The organism is Coraliomargarita parva, assembly GCF_027257905.1.
Lineage (GTDB): Bacteria > Verrucomicrobiota > Verrucomicrobiia > Opitutales > Coraliomargaritaceae > Coraliomargarita_A > Coraliomargarita_A parva.
In genome coordinates this window covers 170,489-189,105 of the sequence record NZ_JAPZEI010000010.1, presented here as the reverse complement: position 1 = coordinate 189,105, position 18,617 = coordinate 170,489, and the positions used below count along the sequence as shown (strand labels likewise).

Annotated in this window: 22 protein-coding genes; 12 read left to right on the top strand and 10 right to left on the bottom strand. The window is 54.9% G+C overall.

Annotated features, from left to right (window positions below):
• Nucleotides 1-256, bottom strand: a 256-nt coding sequence (locus O2597_RS15205; protein ID WP_269526207.1) for a transposase, incomplete at its 3' end; no start/stop codon positions are given.
• A 109-nt stretch (nt 257-365) separates the two neighbouring features.
• On the opposite strand from O2597_RS15205, the gene O2597_RS15200 reads away from it, so the two are divergent.
• Both O2597_RS15200 and kdsB read left to right on the top strand, forming a co-directional pair.
• Nucleotides 366-1,001: an HAD family hydrolase gene (locus O2597_RS15200; protein ID WP_269526205.1), complete on the top strand. Its 636-nt coding sequence runs from the start codon at nt 366-368 to the stop codon at nt 999-1,001.
• A complete protein-coding gene (gene kdsB / locus O2597_RS15195) occupies nt 1,002-1,748 on the top strand; it encodes a 3-deoxy-manno-octulosonate cytidylyltransferase (protein WP_269526203.1) in 747 nt (248 codons plus the stop codon).
• On the opposite strand, the gene O2597_RS15190 is transcribed toward kdsB, so the two are convergent.
• Entirely contained in the window at nt 1,745-2,809 is a 1,065-nt protein-coding gene (locus O2597_RS15190; protein ID WP_269526201.1) for a glycosyltransferase, read from the bottom strand. The genes kdsB and O2597_RS15190 overlap by 4 nt on opposite strands.
• Before the next feature lie 102 nt (nt 2,810-2,911).
• Between O2597_RS15190 and O2597_RS15185 the strand changes: the two genes are divergently transcribed.
• Together O2597_RS15185 and O2597_RS15180 are read left to right on the top strand one after the other, a co-directional pair.
• Complete coding sequence (locus O2597_RS15185) at nt 2,912-3,718, top strand: sulfotransferase domain-containing protein (RefSeq protein ID WP_269526199.1); 807 nt, start codon at nt 2,912-2,914, stop codon at nt 3,716-3,718.
• Complete coding sequence (locus O2597_RS15180; protein WP_269526197.1) at nt 3,715-4,377, top strand: YrbL family protein; 663 nt, start codon at nt 3,715-3,717, stop codon at nt 4,375-4,377. Before O2597_RS15185 ends, O2597_RS15180 begins: the two co-directional genes overlap by 4 nt.
• Before the next feature lie 2 nt (nt 4,378-4,379).
• On the opposite strand, the gene O2597_RS15175 is transcribed toward O2597_RS15180, so the two are convergent.
• Entirely contained in the window at nt 4,380-5,492 is a 1,113-nt protein-coding gene (locus O2597_RS15175) for a hypothetical protein (RefSeq protein WP_269526195.1), read from the bottom strand.
• A gap of 313 nt (nt 5,493-5,805) precedes the next feature.
• Here O2597_RS15175 and O2597_RS15170 point away from each other — a divergent pair, with 313 nt between their 5' ends.
• Nucleotides 5,806-6,528, top strand: coding sequence for a sulfotransferase family 2 domain-containing protein (locus O2597_RS15170; protein WP_269526193.1), 723 nt, complete (start codon nt 5,806-5,808; stop codon nt 6,526-6,528).
• 7 nt (nt 6,529-6,535) lie between these two features.
• Entirely contained in the window at nt 6,536-7,264 is a 729-nt protein-coding gene (locus O2597_RS15165) for a hypothetical protein (RefSeq protein WP_269526191.1), read from the top strand.
• Here O2597_RS15165 and O2597_RS15160 read toward each other — a convergent pair.
• From O2597_RS15160 to O2597_RS15145, 4 genes are read right to left on the bottom strand one after another with little or no spacing between them, the layout of a single operon-like run.
• The gene (locus O2597_RS15160) at nt 7,261-8,409 is read right to left on the bottom strand and encodes a glycosyltransferase (RefSeq protein WP_269526189.1); all 1,149 of its coding nucleotides are present in this window, start codon (nt 8,407-8,409) and stop codon (nt 7,261-7,263) included. The two genes, O2597_RS15165 and O2597_RS15160, sit on opposite strands and share 4 nt — an antisense overlap.
• Nucleotides 8,384-9,403 (bottom strand): glycosyltransferase family protein, encoded by a 1,020-nt coding sequence (locus tag O2597_RS15155; protein ID WP_269526187.1) that lies wholly within the window; start codon nt 9,401-9,403, stop codon nt 8,384-8,386. The genes O2597_RS15160 and O2597_RS15155 overlap by 26 nt, the downstream gene beginning before the upstream one ends.
• Before the next feature lie 5 nt (nt 9,404-9,408).
• Nucleotides 9,409-10,278, bottom strand: a complete 870-nt coding sequence (locus tag O2597_RS15150; protein WP_269526185.1) for a sulfotransferase domain-containing protein — start codon at nt 10,276-10,278, stop codon at nt 9,409-9,411.
• Nucleotides 10,279-10,281: 3 nt separating this feature from the next.
• Nucleotides 10,282-11,175 carry a hypothetical protein gene (locus O2597_RS15145; RefSeq protein ID WP_269526183.1) on the bottom strand — a complete coding sequence of 298 codons (894 nt, stop codon included), beginning with the start codon at nt 11,173-11,175 and terminating at the stop codon, nt 10,282-10,284.
• 96 nt (nt 11,176-11,271) lie between these two features.
• Here O2597_RS15145 and O2597_RS15140 point away from each other — a divergent pair, with 96 nt between their 5' ends.
• On the top strand, nt 11,272-11,949 hold the full coding sequence (locus tag O2597_RS15140; protein ID WP_269526181.1) for a YrbL family protein: 678 nt from the start codon (nt 11,272-11,274) through the stop codon (nt 11,947-11,949).
• A gap of 12 nt (nt 11,950-11,961) precedes the next feature.
• Nucleotides 11,962-12,639, top strand: coding sequence for a YrbL family protein (locus O2597_RS15135; protein WP_269526180.1), 678 nt, complete (start codon nt 11,962-11,964; stop codon nt 12,637-12,639).
• A gap of 17 nt (nt 12,640-12,656) precedes the next feature.
• On the opposite strand, the gene O2597_RS15130 is transcribed toward O2597_RS15135, so the two are convergent.
• Both O2597_RS15130 and O2597_RS15125 read right to left on the bottom strand, forming a co-directional pair.
• The gene (locus O2597_RS15130; RefSeq protein ID WP_269526178.1) at nt 12,657-13,634 is read right to left on the bottom strand and encodes a lysophospholipid acyltransferase family protein; all 978 of its coding nucleotides are present in this window, start codon (nt 13,632-13,634) and stop codon (nt 12,657-12,659) included.
• Between the two features lie 2 nt (nt 13,635-13,636).
• Nucleotides 13,637-14,635 (bottom strand): mitochondrial fission ELM1 family protein, encoded by a 999-nt coding sequence (locus O2597_RS15125; RefSeq protein WP_269526176.1) that lies wholly within the window; start codon nt 14,633-14,635, stop codon nt 13,637-13,639.
• Between the two features lie 52 nt (nt 14,636-14,687).
• Between O2597_RS15125 and O2597_RS15120 the strand changes: the two genes are divergently transcribed.
• The 4 genes from O2597_RS15120 (at nt 14,688) to O2597_RS15105 (ending at nt 18,000) form a co-directional block, all read left to right on the top strand.
• A complete protein-coding gene (locus O2597_RS15120; RefSeq protein WP_269526174.1) occupies nt 14,688-15,281 on the top strand; it encodes a sigma-70 family RNA polymerase sigma factor in 594 nt (197 codons plus the stop codon).
• Between the two features lie 92 nt (nt 15,282-15,373).
• Nucleotides 15,374-15,553, top strand: a complete 180-nt coding sequence (locus O2597_RS15115; protein WP_269526173.1) for a hypothetical protein — start codon at nt 15,374-15,376, stop codon at nt 15,551-15,553.
• A 55-nt stretch (nt 15,554-15,608) separates the two neighbouring features.
• On the top strand, nt 15,609-16,934 hold the full coding sequence (locus tag O2597_RS15110) for a Glu/Leu/Phe/Val family dehydrogenase (protein ID WP_269526171.1): 1,326 nt from the start codon (nt 15,609-15,611) through the stop codon (nt 16,932-16,934).
• A 121-nt stretch (nt 16,935-17,055) separates the two neighbouring features.
• Nucleotides 17,056-18,000: a sulfotransferase family protein gene (locus O2597_RS15105; RefSeq protein ID WP_269526169.1), complete on the top strand. Its 945-nt coding sequence runs from the start codon at nt 17,056-17,058 to the stop codon at nt 17,998-18,000.
• Nucleotides 18,001-18,023: 23 nt separating this feature from the next.
• Here O2597_RS15105 and O2597_RS15100 read toward each other — a convergent pair whose 3' ends face one another.
• Nucleotides 18,024-18,617, bottom strand: a complete 594-nt coding sequence (locus O2597_RS15100) for a methyltransferase domain-containing protein (RefSeq protein WP_269526167.1) — start codon at nt 18,615-18,617, stop codon at nt 18,024-18,026.

The following is an 18,617-nucleotide window of genomic DNA, read 5'->3' as shown; positions in this document are numbered from 1 at the left end:
GCGGGTACAGCACACGGTAGCGCCGCATCAGCTCCGCATCCCCCACCGACTGCCGGTCCGGCACTCGCAGCAGCACATGGAAGTGATTGCCCATGATGCAGTAAGTCAGCACCTGTACCCCGCAAAAGTCCGACACCTGGTGCAGCATCTTACGAAGCACCTCCTTCTCACTGTCACCGAACAAGGCCTCCCCGTTCACCGTGCGCGTCATACAGTGATACACCGCATCACTTCCACTCACCTTCAATCGACGCATCCGCATCACTCAAACATGCAACATGACAATCAGATTGTACAGTTCATTCTGCCTGTCCCTTTAAATTTAAGTCTGGCTATTGGATGAGCTGTCATTCTATTGCTTGGGGATGACTAAAAAGCTCGTCCTCTTTGACATGGATGGCGTGTTGTTGGACTCGAAAGCGAACATGGAGGTAGCTTGGGAGACGGTTCAGCAAGCGACCGGCGTAACTGTTCCCTTCGCGGACTACTTTCGCAATATCGGGCGGCCGTTTGGGGATATCCTGAAGATTATCGGCGTGGAAGGTGACTACAAGGAGATCGAGCGCATCTATCGGGTCGCCTCGCTGGAGGCGATGAACCGTGCACGCCTCTTCCCGGGAGTGAACCGGATGCTGCAGGCCTTGCACAGCCAAGGATGCAAGCTGGGACTGGTTACTTCGAAGGACGGGACGCGTACGCAAGTCGTCCTAAGCCGACTTCAGGTCGACTTCATCACAGTGCAGACCCCTGATAAACGCTACCGAGGCAAACCGGCCCCTGACTATTTGCTTCTGGCGATGGCGGAGAGCCAGGAAGACCCGGCGGACACCATCTACATCGGCGACATGGACACCGATTACGAAGCCGCACAAAGGGCGGGTATCGATTACCTGCATGCCGATTGGGGCTACTGCGTCAACCCGGAAGGCAATACGCGCGTGGCCCATCAAGTTTCGGAAATACCTGATAAGATAAACGACATTGCCAAGGCTCGAAATTAGGTGAAACTCCGCAAGATGATCGGAATCATTCCCTGCCGTTACCAATCCACGCGTTTTCCCGGAAAGCCTTTGGCAGACATTGGTGACAAGCCGATGATGTGGCATGTCTACCAACAAGCGCAGCAAGCCAGCGAATTGGAGGACGTTTATATCGCAACCGATGACTTCCGCATCGAAGCCACATGCAAACAACTGGACATCAAGGTCTTGATGACCGGCAAAGCACATCAGACCGGCACAGACCGCGTGGCCGAATGTGCACGTATTCTAGATGCTGAGGCAGTCGTGAACATACAAGGCGACGAACCGTTCATCGACCCGGAGTCGATTAACAAGGTCGCACGTGCGCTCAAGCAAGCCGACTCAACGGTCTTCGCAACAAACGGCTATAGCCGAATTGAAGATCCGGCCGCGGTCGCGAGCCCGAATGTCGTGAAAGTCGTGTTATCAGTGACCGGCTTGGCACTTGCCTATTCCCGTGCGCCGATCCCCTACCCTTTACGGAAAGAACCCGTCTACCTTCGCCAACTAGGACTGTACGCATTCCGTCGCGATGCACTGGAAGCCTTTACATCCCGAGCACAAGGCCCCCTGGAGCAAGTGGAGTCCGTGGAAATGCTTCGTTTCGTGGAATACGGCAACGCGGTGCAAATGGTCGAAGTGACCGAAAGCGGGATCGCTGTCGATACTCCGGAAGACCTCCGACTGGCCAATCAATACTACGAAGACCAGGGCAAAGCAGACTAGTCTTCGGACAATTCCTCAAACAGTTCCAGAAACCGCTGCACGATCACCGGTTTGGTAAAGCCGGACTCCAGCTTAGAACGACCTTCGCCTACACAGTTCGCCTGAAGGCACGTATCCTGAAGCATTCTCTGTGTGGCCTCTGCGCATGCTTTGACATCGTCAATAGGGAAAAGCAGTCCATTCTTCCCGTCTTCGATGAGCCATGCCGGCCCTTCACTTGCCGCAGCAACAATTGGGACGCCATACGCCCAAGCCTCAAGCACAACATTCCCCAATGGTTCCTGCCGCGAGGGGAAGACACAGAGATCGGCCGTCTTAAACAGAGCCGCCGTATCCCGCCGCCAGCCAAGAAAATGCACCCGTTCCGCGACCTCCAGGCTCAGCGCGAGGGCTTCCAATTCCTCTCGCAACCCACCTTCCCCGGCAATCAGCAGATGCGCAGAGGGAATCTCCGGCAAAGCGCGGATAAGTACATCCTGTGCCTTATTCACATGCAGACGCCCTAGAGTGAGCAAAACCTGATCCTCCTCCGTCAAACCAAACTCCACCCGACAGTCGGAGACATCCCCCAGAGCATCCGGAAGTTCCCCGAAATTGCTAATCAGGCGCATGCGCTCAACCGGCCAGCCCAAGCCATTCAAATGTTCAATCACACTGGGCGTGTTACCGACAAGGAAGTCACAGGATTTGTAATATTTGAGCGGATAGTACCCGCCCAAGCGAGCGAGATTCACGCAACCACTACGCCGACTCAGGGCATGGGCGGCACGGCTCATCCAAGCCAACTGCACCGTCGGCTTGAAGCCTTCCGCAATACGTGAGACTGCGTGACGAGCCAGCCACTTACGCCAGCCTTTGGCCGGAATTTCGATTACCTCACAGCCCGCAGCCTCCAGACGAGCACGCCGTTGCGGGTGCCGGCAGATAACGAGCAGCTGGTTCACTCCCGACTCCTGAAAAGCAATGGCCAGCTTTTCAAAGAAGGTTTCCGCTCCTCCGTCACCGGGTGCGAGCATCACCTGAAGGAGGCGAAGATTTGGGCTAACATTCGTCATCGGCATAGATCTGTATAAGGATTGATCGCGAACTAAGCCGTAAAAAGCAACCGTCGAGAATCCGAAACTTGTCTTTACTGCAGGAACAGGGTCGACTAGCAATCAGACATGCCACTGAAAAGCCTCTTTGCTCGCTTCCGGAAGACCTCTCCCCCGGCTGTCGATGTCCTCACCAGCCATTGGATCTTATCCTACCCGAAAAGCGGGCGCACATGGTTGCGCGTGATGATCGGCCGTATTTTCACGCAACACTTCGGCTTGAGTGAAGAGCAGATCTTCGACGAAAAAACAATGACCGTAGCCGCAGGCCTGCCCCCCGTTGATTTTTCCCATGACGAAACCTCAAACTCCGAAGGTCGCGCCTTGCAAGACTTCACCGAGACAAAGGGGAAGTATGCCGAGAACCATGTGATGCTCCTAGTCCGGGACCCCCGGGACGTCGTGGTTTCCTGCTTTTTTCAAGCCACCCGCCGGAAGTCACGTTACGAAGGTGACATTCACGATTTCATCCGGAGCGACACCCATGGCATCCGAAAAATCATCCGCTACTACCAAATCTGGGATGCGAACAAGCATCTACCGGCCTCTTTCACCCTTCTGCGCTATGAGGACATGCACGAAGAACCCCATCAGTCCCTGCGCAACGCCCTCAATTTTCTCGGCGCAGCCGGCGTGAGCGACTCGGAAATCGCGGACGCCGTGGAATACGCCTCGTTTGAAAGCATGAAGGCGATGGAGGCAAGCAACAGCCTGAAGAACAAGAAACTACGGCCAGGCGACAAAAACGACCCCGAATCCTACAAGGTGCGCAAAGGCAAGATCGGAGGCTACGTCGATTATCTGGACGAAGCCGATATTGCGTACTGCGAGCAAGCGCTCCAAGAGATGCAATGCCCCTTTGGCTATAGTGAATGATTGAACTGAATCAGACGCCTCCCTTTGCCGTTGGAGGCAAACGCGCCTGCTACCTCCATCCCGAGCGTGCCGACTGTTGCATCAAGGTCTTCCTGCCAGGCAGGGAGCCGAACCAGCAACGCAAGGCGGATCCCTGGTGGAAACAGCTGCGGAGTGCGCGCAGTTATGATGAAAACCTGAGGGACAGCCGCGAGATCTGTCGAGCCTTTGAAAAAGCCGGAGACAAGGCAGCCGCGCACTTTCCCCACTGCGAGGGCTTTATTGAAACCGACATCGGGCTCGGGCTCTGCATGGAGCTCATCACCGACAGCGACGGTAGCATCGCAATCTCAGCCAAAGAATATACGCTACGAAATGGCATCACGCCGGAAAGCCTACGCGCGGTGGAATATCTCGAACGGTTTCTATTGCAATACCGCATCCAAGTCCGCGACCCCTTTCCCCACAATATTGCCTACCGGGCTCTCACCAATGGGGAACTCCAAGCCGTTGTGATTGATGGATTCGGCTGCAGTTCGGTCAATCCGATCAACCACTGGGTACCAGCCCTGGAGAAACGCCAGATCCGCAAGCGCATGGCCCGGTTCCGAAAGGGACTGAAAAACACACTCAAGCACCGGGCAAAATCGGAAGCCACGGCCAAAGGCATGCAACAGTAGTGCTAGCGCCCCTCGGCTTCCGCAAGCCCACTTGGTAGCGGCCCGGCTGACGCGATGAGGAGGGATTCAATGCCAGCGACAATCGCCTCCAAGCCATTCCTTATCTGGAACTCATCCATTCGTTCAAGAAGCGCCGAATGTTCGGCAGGCTTGAGCAGCCGGATCATTTGCTCCATAATTAAATCCGGGTCCGGATTACAGGTTCGAACCAAGCCGACAGAAGTGAGACGGCGAATTCGTGGATACTGATCCTTGGCGACGGGAATCGCCACGACCGGTTTACGAAGGGACAATGCTTGCAGCAAAGTATCCCCCCCGCAGAGTACCGCACATTCCGCCGCCTCCATCAGACTGATAAAATCCTGGTTCTGAAGCGAACGCAAGACCTTCACCCCCGGTGCTCCGCAAACCTCACCCTTGTAATTCTCGCCAAGGATGATAACGCAATCCGAACCGCGCGTTGCCGCCAATTTTCTGGCCACGTCCATCAACACTTCAGTCACGGGGCGTGCTCCGGCAAAGTGCCCCCCCGAGCCACCACTCAATAAGACGAATTTGCCAGCCTCCACACCAATCGAATTCAAAAGCGCCTGCTGCTCGCTTTTCCGCGGCGAGCGGTAAACCACTCCAACGTGTTCAGGACGACAGCGCGGGTACACTCTGGTCTTGATTTTTTCGATCATCGAGAATTCACCCGCCATGAATTCAGGCAGAGCAACCCAGTGCTTGGCCACGTAGGGCAAGCGCGCCAGTTTCAACATCTTAGCTCTCTTATGAGGAAACGGGGAGATATATGAGACCAGAGAACCACGCAGGTAAGCATAACGGAAGTGTTTCAGCAGACCTGCATTATCGAAAACCACCAGTTCGGGTTCAAACTCATCGATAACAGCATAAAGTTCGTCGTCCAGCCGGGTCGGAGAGCGACTGACATCAAAGAACGGTAGTTTGCATGACGTCCGGTATTCTGCCTGCTTGCTTAAAACAAAACGCAGATCCCAGTCCGGATGACGCTGCAGGAGCTCTTCGGCGACCGCATAGCTACGCATGAATTCGCCCATCCCTTTTGAAGATGTGACAGGCACAAACAGAACCTTTTTGGTCGGATAATTCATGAAAGCTATAGAGCGTAGCTAGTACAGACAGAGGCAAAAGACAAATGCCCCCAGCAGAAGAGTCGCAGACTTAGATCACAATGCGTAATGTGTAAAAAAGGGATAAATCAGGAACGTCCCCGATGAAACTCTACCCTGAAAAGGACGATTTGTTCCCCCTTCTGCATTTGACCCAACCCAAATATTAGAATGAAAAGAATAAAAGTGATGCCTGCATCCAGCTCGTACTACCATCGATTTCATCCAACTCCTCTGTAATGTACATTCCACTCTCCTGCTTTAAAGAGCCACTCAACTCCCAGTTCAGGCAGTAATGACCGTCATCTCCCACAAGTATAAATTCATCTTTGTCAAAACCGGAAAAACCGCCGGGACCAGCGTGGAGATGGCCCTCAACAAAATCTGTGGACCGGAGGATGTCTGCTCACCTCTCTCGAAGTGGTGGAAAAAACCGCGCCCGGGCGAAGAAAGCCACAATCCACAAAATGCCAAAGGTTTCTTCCTCCCTCACCCCTTCCTAAAGCGCCCTTGGCGATCCGGCCGCGGGTGGCGGATCAAGGGAGAATTCCGCGAATTCATGCACGGCTGGAAATACCGCAGCCACATGTCAGCGATCGAAATCCGTGCACGACTCGGAAAAAAGCTGTGGAACGAATATTTCAAATTCACGATCGACCGGAACCCATGGGACAAAGCGGTCTCCGCCTATTACTTTGCGCAGCGTAACAAAAAACAAGAGATGCCCTTCGAAGAGTGGGTGCAGCGGTATTTCCCGGACGGCACTATCGACTTTTACAGCATCAACGGCGAGATTGCGGTCGACCGCGTCCTTCGCTACGAGAACTTGGCAGCTGAATTCAGGCAAACTCTGATAGAGCTGGGTGTTCCGAACCCGCCCGAACTTCCGCAGGCCAAGGCGAATTTCCGCCCCGACCGCGCGAGCTACCAGTCTGTGCACAACGAGGTCACTAAAAATTATGTGGCTCAAGCCTGTGCCCGGGAGATTAAAGCCTTCGATTACCAGTTTTCCGAATAAGACCGGCATGGATCGCAAAAAATTCTACCGCAAGAAGATACGTCCGATTCTGGCGAAATGGAGCCCGAAATCGCCTTCCTACGTCTTTCACCACATCCCCAAATGTGGTGGCATGAGCCTACGAGATGTTTTGAAGGAATGGTTCATACTCCGAACCGATTACCGTGAAGGCTGGACCACCAACTACCCACCCAAGCAAGATGTGTCACGGTTTCGATCCGCCGAATGCCTCTCCGGCCACTTCGAACTGGACGGCTACCACTTGAACGAGCGCTATCCCGAAGTGTTCGACCCGGCGCGCTTTCGCATCTTCTCCTTCATACGGGAGCCACTGGAGTTACGCATGTCCTACTATAGCTACCTGGGCAAAAAAGGACAAGAGCGGGCCGACAGTCTTGAAGCCCATCTGGAAGAAGAGTGTAACTACATCGCCAGCGTTCTGGGGGTCGGGCAGGAGGACTTCAAACCTTACTTGGACCAATATTATTTCATAGGCCTGCAAAGCCACTTCCAGGAAGGCTTGAACCGTCTGGCTGGCCGTATCGGAAAGCCCGTCATTGAGCTTCCCCGCAAGAACCGCAGCCAGCCTCAATCCAGCAGCCCCGCCCGCGTACAACTCAGCGATGCCGTGATTTCAAAATTCCGCCAAATGAACACTCTGGATTACGCAATCTACGACTACTGCCAAGAGCGCTACTTCCAGAACGGCGGATTTGCACGAACCGCAGAGGTCTAAGCATCGGCTCCGGCCCGCACACATCGGTGAAAATTGGCCTCTGAATGTTCATTTCGGTAGGCCTGAAGACCTGCCTGAAAACTGTCAGGATCCAGCTCCATCGACTCCTGAACCACACGTTTCAGGTCCGGAACCGATTTATGGCGGAACAACAGCCCCAAGCCGTTCTCCTTCACAGTCGTCCCCAACACACCCGCAAAGCTGCAGATGACCGGTCGCCCCATGGCGGCAGCGCCGCAGAGCAATCCGGAAGACCCCAAATGATCGCGATATGGCAAGAGGATCCAGTCCGCAGCACAAAGATAGAGGTTCAATTCCTCATCTGTTAAAAAGCGGTTGATCAAGCCGGCCACACCACGCGCTTCCAGATCCTGCAAGCGCTGGAGATAGGAATCACGAGTCACACCGGCTCGGAGCAAATAGGCGGAAGGCGGCAATTCCCCGCTTTCCCAGACTTCAACCGCATCCCCCAGACCTTTTCGTGTGTAATGCCCACCTAAGTGAAGATAGATGGTCTTATCATCGGGCAATCCGAGTTGGCGCCGGGCTTCCTCTTTGCTCAAATTCAAGGACTCACCCAGCCATGGGTCCGGCAATAACTGACACCGAAGCCGGCCGGCGGCGTTAAAATATTCGACCAAGAGTGGGTCGAGACAGAACATTTTCGTCAGGAAAGGAGGCGTTTCGATGAAAATTTTCTTATTTGCATGACGTTTCCTCGCCTTACGGGAAAACAGCCGGCTCCACAAACTGGAATCGGCCGCCAGGGGCGAAAGGAAACACACCGCCCAGACTTCACCTTCGACACCTTCCATCTTCGACCACCACTGAGGTTTTGCCATATGGTCCCAGTAGGTCACCAGCGTGCAGTCCGCTTTAACATCATGAAAGAATTTAAGCGCCTGGGCACGATTCCGCACCTCATCAACGATCGGATAAGGGCGCAGGCTCACCTGATTGTGCGTACGATACTTCTCAATAAAGCCTGCATACGACTCTACATCCGGCAGCGTAATGACAATCTGCTCAAAACGCGCCTGCAATGCCCCGATAAAAAGCTCCAGCCACATCGGCCCATGAAGCAGCGTGCTGCACTCGAAAATATGGAGTGTCCGTCCCTTAGAATTGCTGCCAGATGTAGTCATGACTGAATGGAATGCCCATGGTTCGCTCAACGATATATTGCGCCACTCGCTCTGAGCAGAAATGCTCCCGATAAAAACGTTGGCCTTCTGCAGCAAGCGCACGCCTCTGGGCGTCGTCCGCATGCAGTTCCTTCAACTTAGGAATCAATTCTTCAACGGAGTCAAAGAAAACGGCACGTTCCTCCCCCAGCAAGACCTGCATCTGGCAAGCCCGGTGAATAGCCGGAACAATACCGTTCCCCATAAGCTGGGCCAAACGCGCGGAAGAGTAGAGAAAATCGCCTTCCTGCCGGTTTAGGTTCAGGCCCATTTTGCTTTGTGCCAGGACCGCGTCGTAATCACGCCCCCAGACATTCGGCTCGCCGAAGAAGCCATAGGTCTTGAAGACCAGGTCACTATCCCTCAGCTGTTCGGAAAGCGCGACCACAGTGTCCTTTCTAGTGGTGTGCTCATTGCTATTACCGCAGAAGAAAAGATCGATGGGAAGATCCACACGGCTGGCATTTTCCAGAAACTCAATCGCCACGTCCGTCGGATTCGGCATGTAGTGAACCGTCGCCCGATAGCCCTTAAACGGATCCAGCCCCGGACCAGCGGTAGTGACAAAGATCGTATCCACGACCTCCTTACGCCGGTGGATGGCCTCGACATTATGTGGCACAAACAGCGGATCCACGTTACGGTAGGCGATCCGCACCTCAGGGAGCAAGCGCCGGATTTCCAGCAGTGTTTCATTCCGAATAATATCGCAATGCCCCAGCAGGATCAGATCGGGCCTAAAATTAGACGCCACCTCGACCAGCTTCCGGTTCGACTTCCCTTTTCCGAGGTCCCGCAACCCGAACGGCGCCAAAAAGGCCGCCATGTCACGATCACTGTAATGGAGCACATTGTGGCAGTTCCGGACCAAGCCATTATAAAGCTTGTGCTCGGTGCTGACCCGGGCCTTTCCCCAGCGACGGGTTTGCGCATATCCTACCTGTAAAATCCTCATACCGCTTACTGCCAATCGAAACTCCGCCCAAGAAGTTTCTCCAAACGTTGATTATGCGGTTTAAAATATTCGCTCAGCATTTGGCGGATCTCCGAGTCTTCATCTCGGGGTATCCCCACGTTACGTGGCTTCAAATCAGGAATCGTGGCATCCGGATCCACTCCAAGAAACTCAAAAACATCCCGAAGAAAGCCGGCGGTATCCGCGTAGAAACGTTCACTGGTATCAATAAAGCACTGCTCTCGCGGGAAATACTGGAACCAGCGCTCCAATTGCTCCGCATAGTGACTGCGTTCACGGTAAGAGAAACGCCGGAAACCTTCCGGCTTGAAGATTTCACCAGCCAACAAGCGTTTCTTTTCGGGCAGCACGCGTTCATCTTCAGCGGCAAAGCCATCGGCAATCGACAGCTTTTCACGTCCACGCCGGACCTGGTGGTAATAGTGGGAGATGGAGCGCTGCACAGGGTCGCGAAGCAGGAAGATCAGCTTCACATCGGGAATGCATTCAGCGATCCTGGCCGGAACGAGCGGATGCACCATATAGAGGGGCGTCGCCTCACCAGTCAGGCTCCCTTCAGGCAGATTTTTAGCCCGCGGAAAGATACTTCGGTACCAATCCAAGCCGCGATGGTACTGATAATCGAAGAAATGGAGTTCCTTATGCGTTCCCCCGAAGAGCTGCGGGTGCTGGATCAGGTAACTTTGAATCGAGGAGGTTCCCCCTTTATGGGTACCCACTACGATGTAACCCGGCAGTTGGCGACGGCTTGCCGTCATGCGGGCGAATGGTCCACGCATCTTCCGCTTGAGCTTTGCGGTAATGATGCGCGAATAGATGGTTTTCTCCTTACGCTTAAACTTGGAACGGTCCATAGGTCAGATATTGGGCTCTAGAGTCAGGGAATCATTGGTATCCAGATACGGCATGACGCGGTCGGGCAAGCGTGAATTCGGGTTACAATTATAAAGCTTAAAGCCGGTTTTGGAGGATTCACGGGCCAATAATTCAAAGGCAGGCTCAATCACGTCAGTGTAAGCCTTGTCCAAAGCCTGCCTGCGTGGATTGGGGTCGTTGTAGGCATGCCCCGTATTGGTCAGGTCCAAGCCGTAGTAATAAGCCGAATCGAAGCCGAAATGCCAGGCCAACTGCCCTCCGGTGTAGGCCACAGTCCCCCCGGTCGCCAACCCCATCCTCAAGTCCGTGGAGCAGTAGACTTGTCCGTTCCTTGGGGGCGCCGCGACCCGTTGAATCGCTCCAAGAGGGAGGTACAAAGGGTAGGCCCAGTTGTCAAAAACCACGAATTTAGTATCCGGCAAGCAATCCGGTGCCAGACGCAGCATCTCAAAGGCAATCCGGTAATCGATGATGGTCCACTCCGCGTGCGCCGCATACTCAAGGAAATTATCGAGGCGGTCCCGCAAATAAGTGGCGTCGTTCACATGATAAAAGGTCATGCGGGGCAAGGGCTCGCCCAGAATTTGCGGGGATCCGCTCACACACATGAGCGCATGGCGGGAGAGCAAAGAAGTATCCTCAATTGTACGCGCCGACGGCCCCGCCAGCAGGATATTGCAGCGGCCCTTGAATTTGCCTTGCAGATATTCAACCGGATAGGCTTCGAGGAGAACAGTCCCCTGCCTCTCGAACCAGACCCGCCCGGAGGACTGGACTACCTGAATATCCGGAGGGTAGAAACGCTGGTGCCAGTAGGCCTTTCCGCGAAATAACCGCAGATACATACGATGGGCCCAGGACGGAGTGGATTTCATGGTATTGTGTTAAGGCATGCGGCACGGCGGACAAGTTAAAACACCGACCGTATCTATGGCTTTACTCGGACGCAGGGCCCTCACTTAATCAGCCGCGTGAGTGAAGCTCCAATCCAGTTATCCAACACCGATTACTTCAGCAAAGGAGGCAACCGGCTCTGCTATGTCAGCCCGGAAACCCCAAACATCTGCCTAAAGGTCCATCAAGAGCACCGCACTCCCGAGCTTAGACGCCGAAGAAAATCCTGGTGGGGGCGTCTCAAGCCTCTCGCCCGCTACGATGAAAATCTACAGGAATACGTTTCGCTCGGCTATCTCCACTCGCATCTGCCGCATGCCGCACGCCAACATCTACCAGAAACCTACGGCTTAGTATCCACCGATCTCGGACAGGCCCATGCCACCGAGCTCATTCGGGATCAGGACGGCAAGATTTCGCAGACAATCGAGCAATATATCTGGGAAAACGGGATGGACTCGAAAATTCGAGAGGCCCTCGCCCGTTTCAGGGAAGCCTGGCTGGCCGGCGGCGCTCCGACACGCGACCTGCTGCCCCACAACCTGCTTCTGCAACTGGGGCAGGCCTCGAACCGGATCGTGCTAATCGACGGCTATGGACGGCCCGAAGCGTGGCGGCCCGGCCCGAAATTCTCACCGAAGCATGCCGCCAAACGACTCAAGGGGCTCCAACGCCGGATTGAGCTCGTACTCGAAAGAAAAGCTTCCCAAGAAGGTCCCAAAGGGCGATTATCCAATTTGAACCGCGAACTCTGACCCTCTTCCAAAATGATCGAACTGACTCCGGAACTGCTGTTTGCCGTCGGAGGACATCGCTCCTGCTACCGACATCCGGGAGATCCGCAAAAATGTATCAAGGTTCTGCACGAGCCCTGGCAGGAAATCGGCCGCCGGATCCGCGATCCTCTCCGCCATGTTCGGCGTCGCGTCAATTATGACGAGAACTTGAGCGAGCTGAAGTCCATCCACAAGATGGAGCATAAACTCGGCAAACAGCTTCAAGACCACTTCCCCAAAGCCTATGGTATGGTGCCAACCAATCTGGGTGAAGGCCTGGTTTGCGATTTCATTTGTAATGCTGACGGCAGCCCTGCCCCAACTCTCAAAAGCCTGCTGTGGCAGGAGGGCCTCAGTGACGAAGTCCAAGCCGCATTGGACAGATTCTGGGACTTTTTGCTACAGCACAGAGTCATCGTGCGCAACCCCCACCCGCACAACATCGTCATCCGCACGACTGAGGCCGGAGCGATTGAAGCATATTTAATCGATGGCTTTGGCCGCGCCGATTTCCTTCCCTTCGTTGAGTGGTTCCCGTCCCTGACCATCCGCAAACTCAAGGCGCGACGAGCCCGTCAAAAAAGGCAGATCCAGAAGCATCTGAAAGACATCCAGGCAGGTATCAGCCTCAAGGGCAAAGGTGTGCTACTGGAAGCCGGCCCCGAATAATAAGCGAGCACCCTCGCCTAGGCCAGCTTGTGCTTGTAGCCATCGAAACGTTCGTGAAACCAAAATCCGTCCAAAGGGCTATCCGCGAGCATCTGCTCCAATGCACGGTTGCACATCAACGCAGACTGCTCACGTCCCTCAAACTTATGGCCGGGGCTCAGTTCTGTGGGGGCGATGCGCAGGCGCCAGCGTGCGGGTCCGATGGTCGCGAGCGATAGACTCAGGACCGTGGCTCCGGATCGTTGCTGCATCAAGCCTGGAAGCGGATTCGTAAGGGAATCGTGTCCGAAGAAAGGCACCTGTTCGCCACGCTTGAGCTTCTGATCGGCCAGGATCCCGAGCATTCCGCCACCACGTAGAAAATCGACCGGCTTGTGCAGTCCGTCACGATGACTGTAAAGCTTAGTGCCCTCTGCCTGACGCGCCCCTTTATACCAATCGTCCAAATAAGTATTATTGAGAGGACGGTACATTGAGGCCATACGCACCTCAAGCCCTTCACCAGCCGCGATCTTAGGCATTAGGGCCAGCACTTCCCAGGGTCCCATATGCGCAAGTAACATTATAATGCCCTTCCCCCGGTCGAGGCCGGCTTTCAGATACTCGACACCTTCAAATTCCAGATGGTGGCGCATCCCGTCCGCGCTCAGACGGTGAAACCCGAACCCACTCAAGAGATTGGCTCCCGCCCGCTGGAACACCTCACGCACCTGATCCTGCTTCGGCATACGGGTCGAGTCGACACTTAGGCCGGACTGTTCCAGCAACCATGCGTTCACAATGTCCAGATTACGCTCCACAATGTCACGACGCTGCGACATGCATCGATAAAAGAGTGTGCCCAAGGCTCGGCCGAAACGGAAGCTCAGGCCGACCGGAACGTGACGCATGGTAGAGATGAAGAGGCGCGCCATCCAGTACAGACACCACTTACGACCACCTTTATAGCGGTTCGCATCCGATCGACGTCGGGTGCGCAGGACTTTTTTTCGCATCGTCATCGCGGAAATAGCAGCTCCAGGATCCAATCGGCCGAGCGATCCGCTTCGGCAACCGGCGTCCTCTCCAAATCCGCCTGGTCCATACGGAGCCCCTGCCGGCAACGATAGGCACGCTTCTCGGACAGCAGTGTTTCGACGGAACGCCGCACCCGGGAAGTTCCCGGTTTGGGCGGCACAGACAACAAGCCGACCCTCGCGCCCGAAGTAACCGCTTCAAAGACCATGGAGACACTGTCTTCGGAGACCAAGACGGCACCCGACCGGTTCAGGTGCTCCGCCACCCATCCAGGCCGGGTCTCGCTGAAAGGCACGATTTTCAAATTAGGAATGTCCAATTGTGTCAGGGCCGACTCGGTCGCAGGCGGCGTACGCCGGGAGGTGGTCAGGATCCAATTCACATCACTGTGTAATTTCACCTGCTCGACAACTTGTGCGGGCAATTCCCGGTCATCCCAATCAAAATGCGTGGAAGGACCCCCGACAAGAATCAGGCCCTGAGCATCCGACGCATCGGACGATCTCGCTACCGGATTGAGCACGCCCAGCGTGGGCAAGACATTCGCGGCTGTGGGCGGATTGTCGTGTTTGGGAACCAGACAGAAATCAAACCAGGCAACCGGCAAGCTCGGGCGCATCAAGACCACGCTCTTTCCTCCGCGGGCACGGCGTGCCGCCAGTAGGCTGAAGTGCGTTTGGTGCCCGGCCCCAAGTATCAAGTCAGGATCCGGCAAGCCCTTACCGGGGGAGAAACGCCCCAACAAGCAGCCCAGAATCGCCGTCAGCTTGCCCGGAGCAGGCAGATCATACGCAGATACCTGGACACGACGGGCTAAGGCATCAACCAGGCCTTTCGACTGTGATTCATGCCCCGGCTTGCCATCCACCATCCGCCAGATGGTAAGACTCCGCGGACTTGGGGATTTCAGATGTTCGGACTCGGTTTGCACAAGCGTGAGTGTTGCGGGTTCGCGTGAAGCGAGGCAAGTCTGATTCACCTATCATCAGTTCCGATTGACGCTGCCAGTAGATGATACATGCTCGTCCGAAGTGCCAGACAAACCGCAACCCAAAGTCGACATCGCCCCGCCAGAAACGTGGGTGGACCGCTATGGGGACTACCTCTATGGCTATGCCATGTCCCGCCTGCGTGACCCCGAGGCTGCCGCAGACTGCGTGCAAGACACCTTTCTCGCAGGTATCAAGGCACTGGATCGCTTTGATGGCAGCCGGGACATCAAATTTTGGCTGCGCGGAATCATGCGGAACAAGATTGTGGACCGGATTCGCAAAGCAGTGCGCGAGAAACATGTCGACATCGAGGCAGAGGACGAGGCGCTGATGGAGAGCTTCTGGTTCAAATACAGCGGTATTGCCACGACCAATCCGGATCCCTGGCAATTCAACCCGCGCAAATATTACGACAATGGGGAGTTCTGGGAAGTCTTCAGAGAATGCATCGGCCAGGTAAAGTCACCGGCACGGCAGGCCTTTATCCTTCGCATTCTCGAGGAACAGAGTACGGAAGAAGTTTGTAAGGTCATGGACATCACCCCGAATTATTTATGGGTGCTGCTTCACCGGGCCCGCGAACAATTGAAAACCCTGATCGAGTCGAAATGGACCGGTCCGGAGGCCAATTAAGAATGTTTACCTGCAAGCAAGTATCACGCGCATTATCCAAAGAGGACTACGAAAAGATGTCTCCGATAAGGAAGTTTTTCTTAAAACTTCACGTGAAACTGTGCATTGTTTGCGGCAAGTTCAATCGACAGGTGATGGAATCCCAGGACATGTGCCGATGCTACAAAAAGCATGAAGCGGAAACACCGTCCGACCAGGCCATCAAGCTGGACGAAGACAAAAAGGCAGAACTGAAGCAACTGCTCTCCGAACAGTCCGAAAAGCGGAGCTAGACAAAATTCATTGAACATAACTTGTCTTCAGGGGTTTAGATTCTAAGATTCCATTATGGAGCCCTGCAATACCCCAGCCTGCCAATCCGCCCGTGAACTCTTCCATGAACTGGAGGAATACTACGACGAGCATAACCTTTACTTCCAGACGATCGGATCCGTGCTCGAAGCCGCCAACCTGCTCGACGTACCGCACAGGGTAAAACTGATCCTAACTCAGCCAAAGAACGAAATCATGTTTCATTTGCCCGTGCAGATGGATGACGGAAGCTGGCAATTGTTCAAAGGCTACCGGGTGCAGCACAACAATGTGCTGGGGCCCTACAAGGGGGGCATCCGCTACCACCCGGAGGTCAAGCTCGATGAGGTCAAGAGCCTGGCACTACTCATGACAATGAAATGTGCTCTCGCCCGCCTGCCCTTTGGCGGGGCCAAAGGGGCCCTCAAGGTAGACCCTCGGGCGATAAGCCGGGCCGAGCTGATGCGGGTCACCCGCCGTCTGACTGCGGCACTGGGCAGCAACATCGGCCCCGACTATGATATTCCTGCCCCCGACGTGGGCACAAACGCGCAGATCATGGCCTGGATGGCAGACACCTATATCAATTTTGCCGAATCCTCCACCAAGGTAACGGCCCGTGGCGTGGTGACCGGCAAACCACTCGAGTTCGGAGGCTCGGCAGGACGAGAAAAAGCAACCGGGCAAGGACTTGTCTTTGTCCTCGAAGAGTTGCTCCCCGGAATGGGCATGCAAGTGGAAGGTGCCACCTTCAGCCTGATCGGTTACGGAAATGTCGGTTCCTGGACCGGCCGGCTGCTCCAAGCGAGAGGCAGCAAACTGATGACCGTGATGGACCATACCGGAGCCATCCAAAACCCGGACGGCATCGATGCCGACGCACTGAGTGATTACGTCAAGCAGCATGGAGGCGTACAGGGCTACCCCGCAGCAAAAGCCATTAGCACCGAACAATTCTATGCGACTGAAGTCGACCTCTTCATTCCTGCGGCACTCGAGCAAATGGTCGATCTGGAACACGCCACGCACATGCGCTGCAAGATACTCGTGGAGGGCGCGAACGCCCCGACCACCCCTCATGCCGAACGGCACCTGCTCGACAAAGGCGTTACCATACTCCCGGCAATTCTCTGTAACGCGGGGGGGGTGACCGTCAGCTATTTCGAGTGGAAGCAAAACCGGCAGTCGGAGACTTGGGATGAAAGCGAGGTCGACGCGCGCCTACGCAAGGTCATGGCCGCCTCTGCACAACGTGCACTGGACATGGGGAAGCGTCTGAACTGCAGTCTGCGTCTCGCCTCTTATGCGGCTGCAATCGAGCACCTAAACAAGGTCTACGAGATGCGCGGAGTCTTTCCCTAGGCGATTCGGACCATGTAGGCTCGCATTTATCCGGAGAAGCCTAAAAAAAGATAGAACATCACCGAGAAACATGCCACAAAGCCCGAAGGCATCGCTTGATCAGGTGATCGGATAAAGACAAATGGAACGCCCAATCTTCATACTCTCCATCCCCAGATCGGGCTCGACCCTCTTGCAGCGTATTTTAACCGGCACATCCGAATGTGCCACCTTGGGAGAGACAAGCCTGCTCTTACGCTTACTCGGAGAGCCGAAAGATATTTCCAGATACTCCAGCTACCGGGAACAAAACATCGAGATCGCCAAGGACGACATCCGGAAGAACTGGAACGGGTTCGACGACAGTTATCGGCGACACGTCAGGTTCCTGATGGAAGACATCTACACCAATCTGGCGGAAGGAAAGCGGTTCTTCATCGACAAGACCCCTCGCTACACGCTGATCATCGACGAGATCTACAAGACATTCCCTGATGCATACTATATTCTCCTGTTCCGCCACCCCTTGGCGGTCGCGGCCTCATTGAGCAACACCTTTCGGTCGGGGCACTGGTGGCTGGATAACCACAGAGCGGACCTCACCACAGCACTGGACAAACTGTATGCTTTCCACAAAGCACACGAAGCGACCCCAAACGTAACCAGCATCCGGTACGAAGATCTCGTCGCCGACAACAAGCGCACCCTGCTAAAGATCAACGAGATGCTCGGCATCAAAGAATTCGAAACCCCGGAAGACGTGCAACTGTCGACGACAAACCGGGGGCGTCTGGGAGATCCGACGGGAATCAGCAAGTACAAGAACGTCTCGATGGATAGCTTGGAGAAGTGGATCGACGACTACAAAAACTTTTACCGCGTGCGCTGGGCGAAAAAATACTTCGGTTCGCTCAACCCCGAATTTCTGGAAGAATTCAAATATGAATTCCCGGAAATACTACGGCTCACCAATCCGAAATTCATGCTGCGTCCCGGCTTCAGCGATCTCATAAACCAGCGGAGACTGGAAAACAAAGCCAGGAAGCGCACGCTTCGCATGTTCAAGAACAAGCGCATCATTACGTAAACCAACGCGGAAGGCGAAGGGAGTCAGCAGCCTCCGTTCAGTTGCATATAGCAAACCTCCTCGCAACCGTAGGGGCGACTGGAATATGACTCGGACGGAACAAAGCGTTCCAAAATGTCAAACACCCCACCGAAGAGGGCATCAATGGATGCCTCGGAAATTGGAAATGGCGGCCCGTTTCCATCATCATGGGGAATCATACGGTAAAACACCGCGAGATAGTAGCCCCCCGGCTTTAGCGCACGACACACCGATTCTACATATTCGGTCCGTTGCGATAAATCCAAGGCACAGAGACAAGTGTGCTCGATCACCCAATCAAAGCGTCCCACGTATTCATCCGGCAGAGTGAGGAAATCGGCGGCCTCAAAACGTTCGTCTGCAACTGGAGGCACCCGCCTCGCCCGTTCGACCGCGGCGGGCGCAATGTCCATCCCCAGCACCTTTGCCCCCTGCCCCGCGAGCAAACGGACATCATGCCCGAGGCCGCAACCGGGGATCAAGACCGTCCCTGCGATCTGCCGCCGCTTCAGGAATTCCATCAACGGCGGCGAGGGCATGCCCTTATCCCAGGGCGTCTCATCATTCAAATAAGCGGCGTTCCAATCTCTCGACAT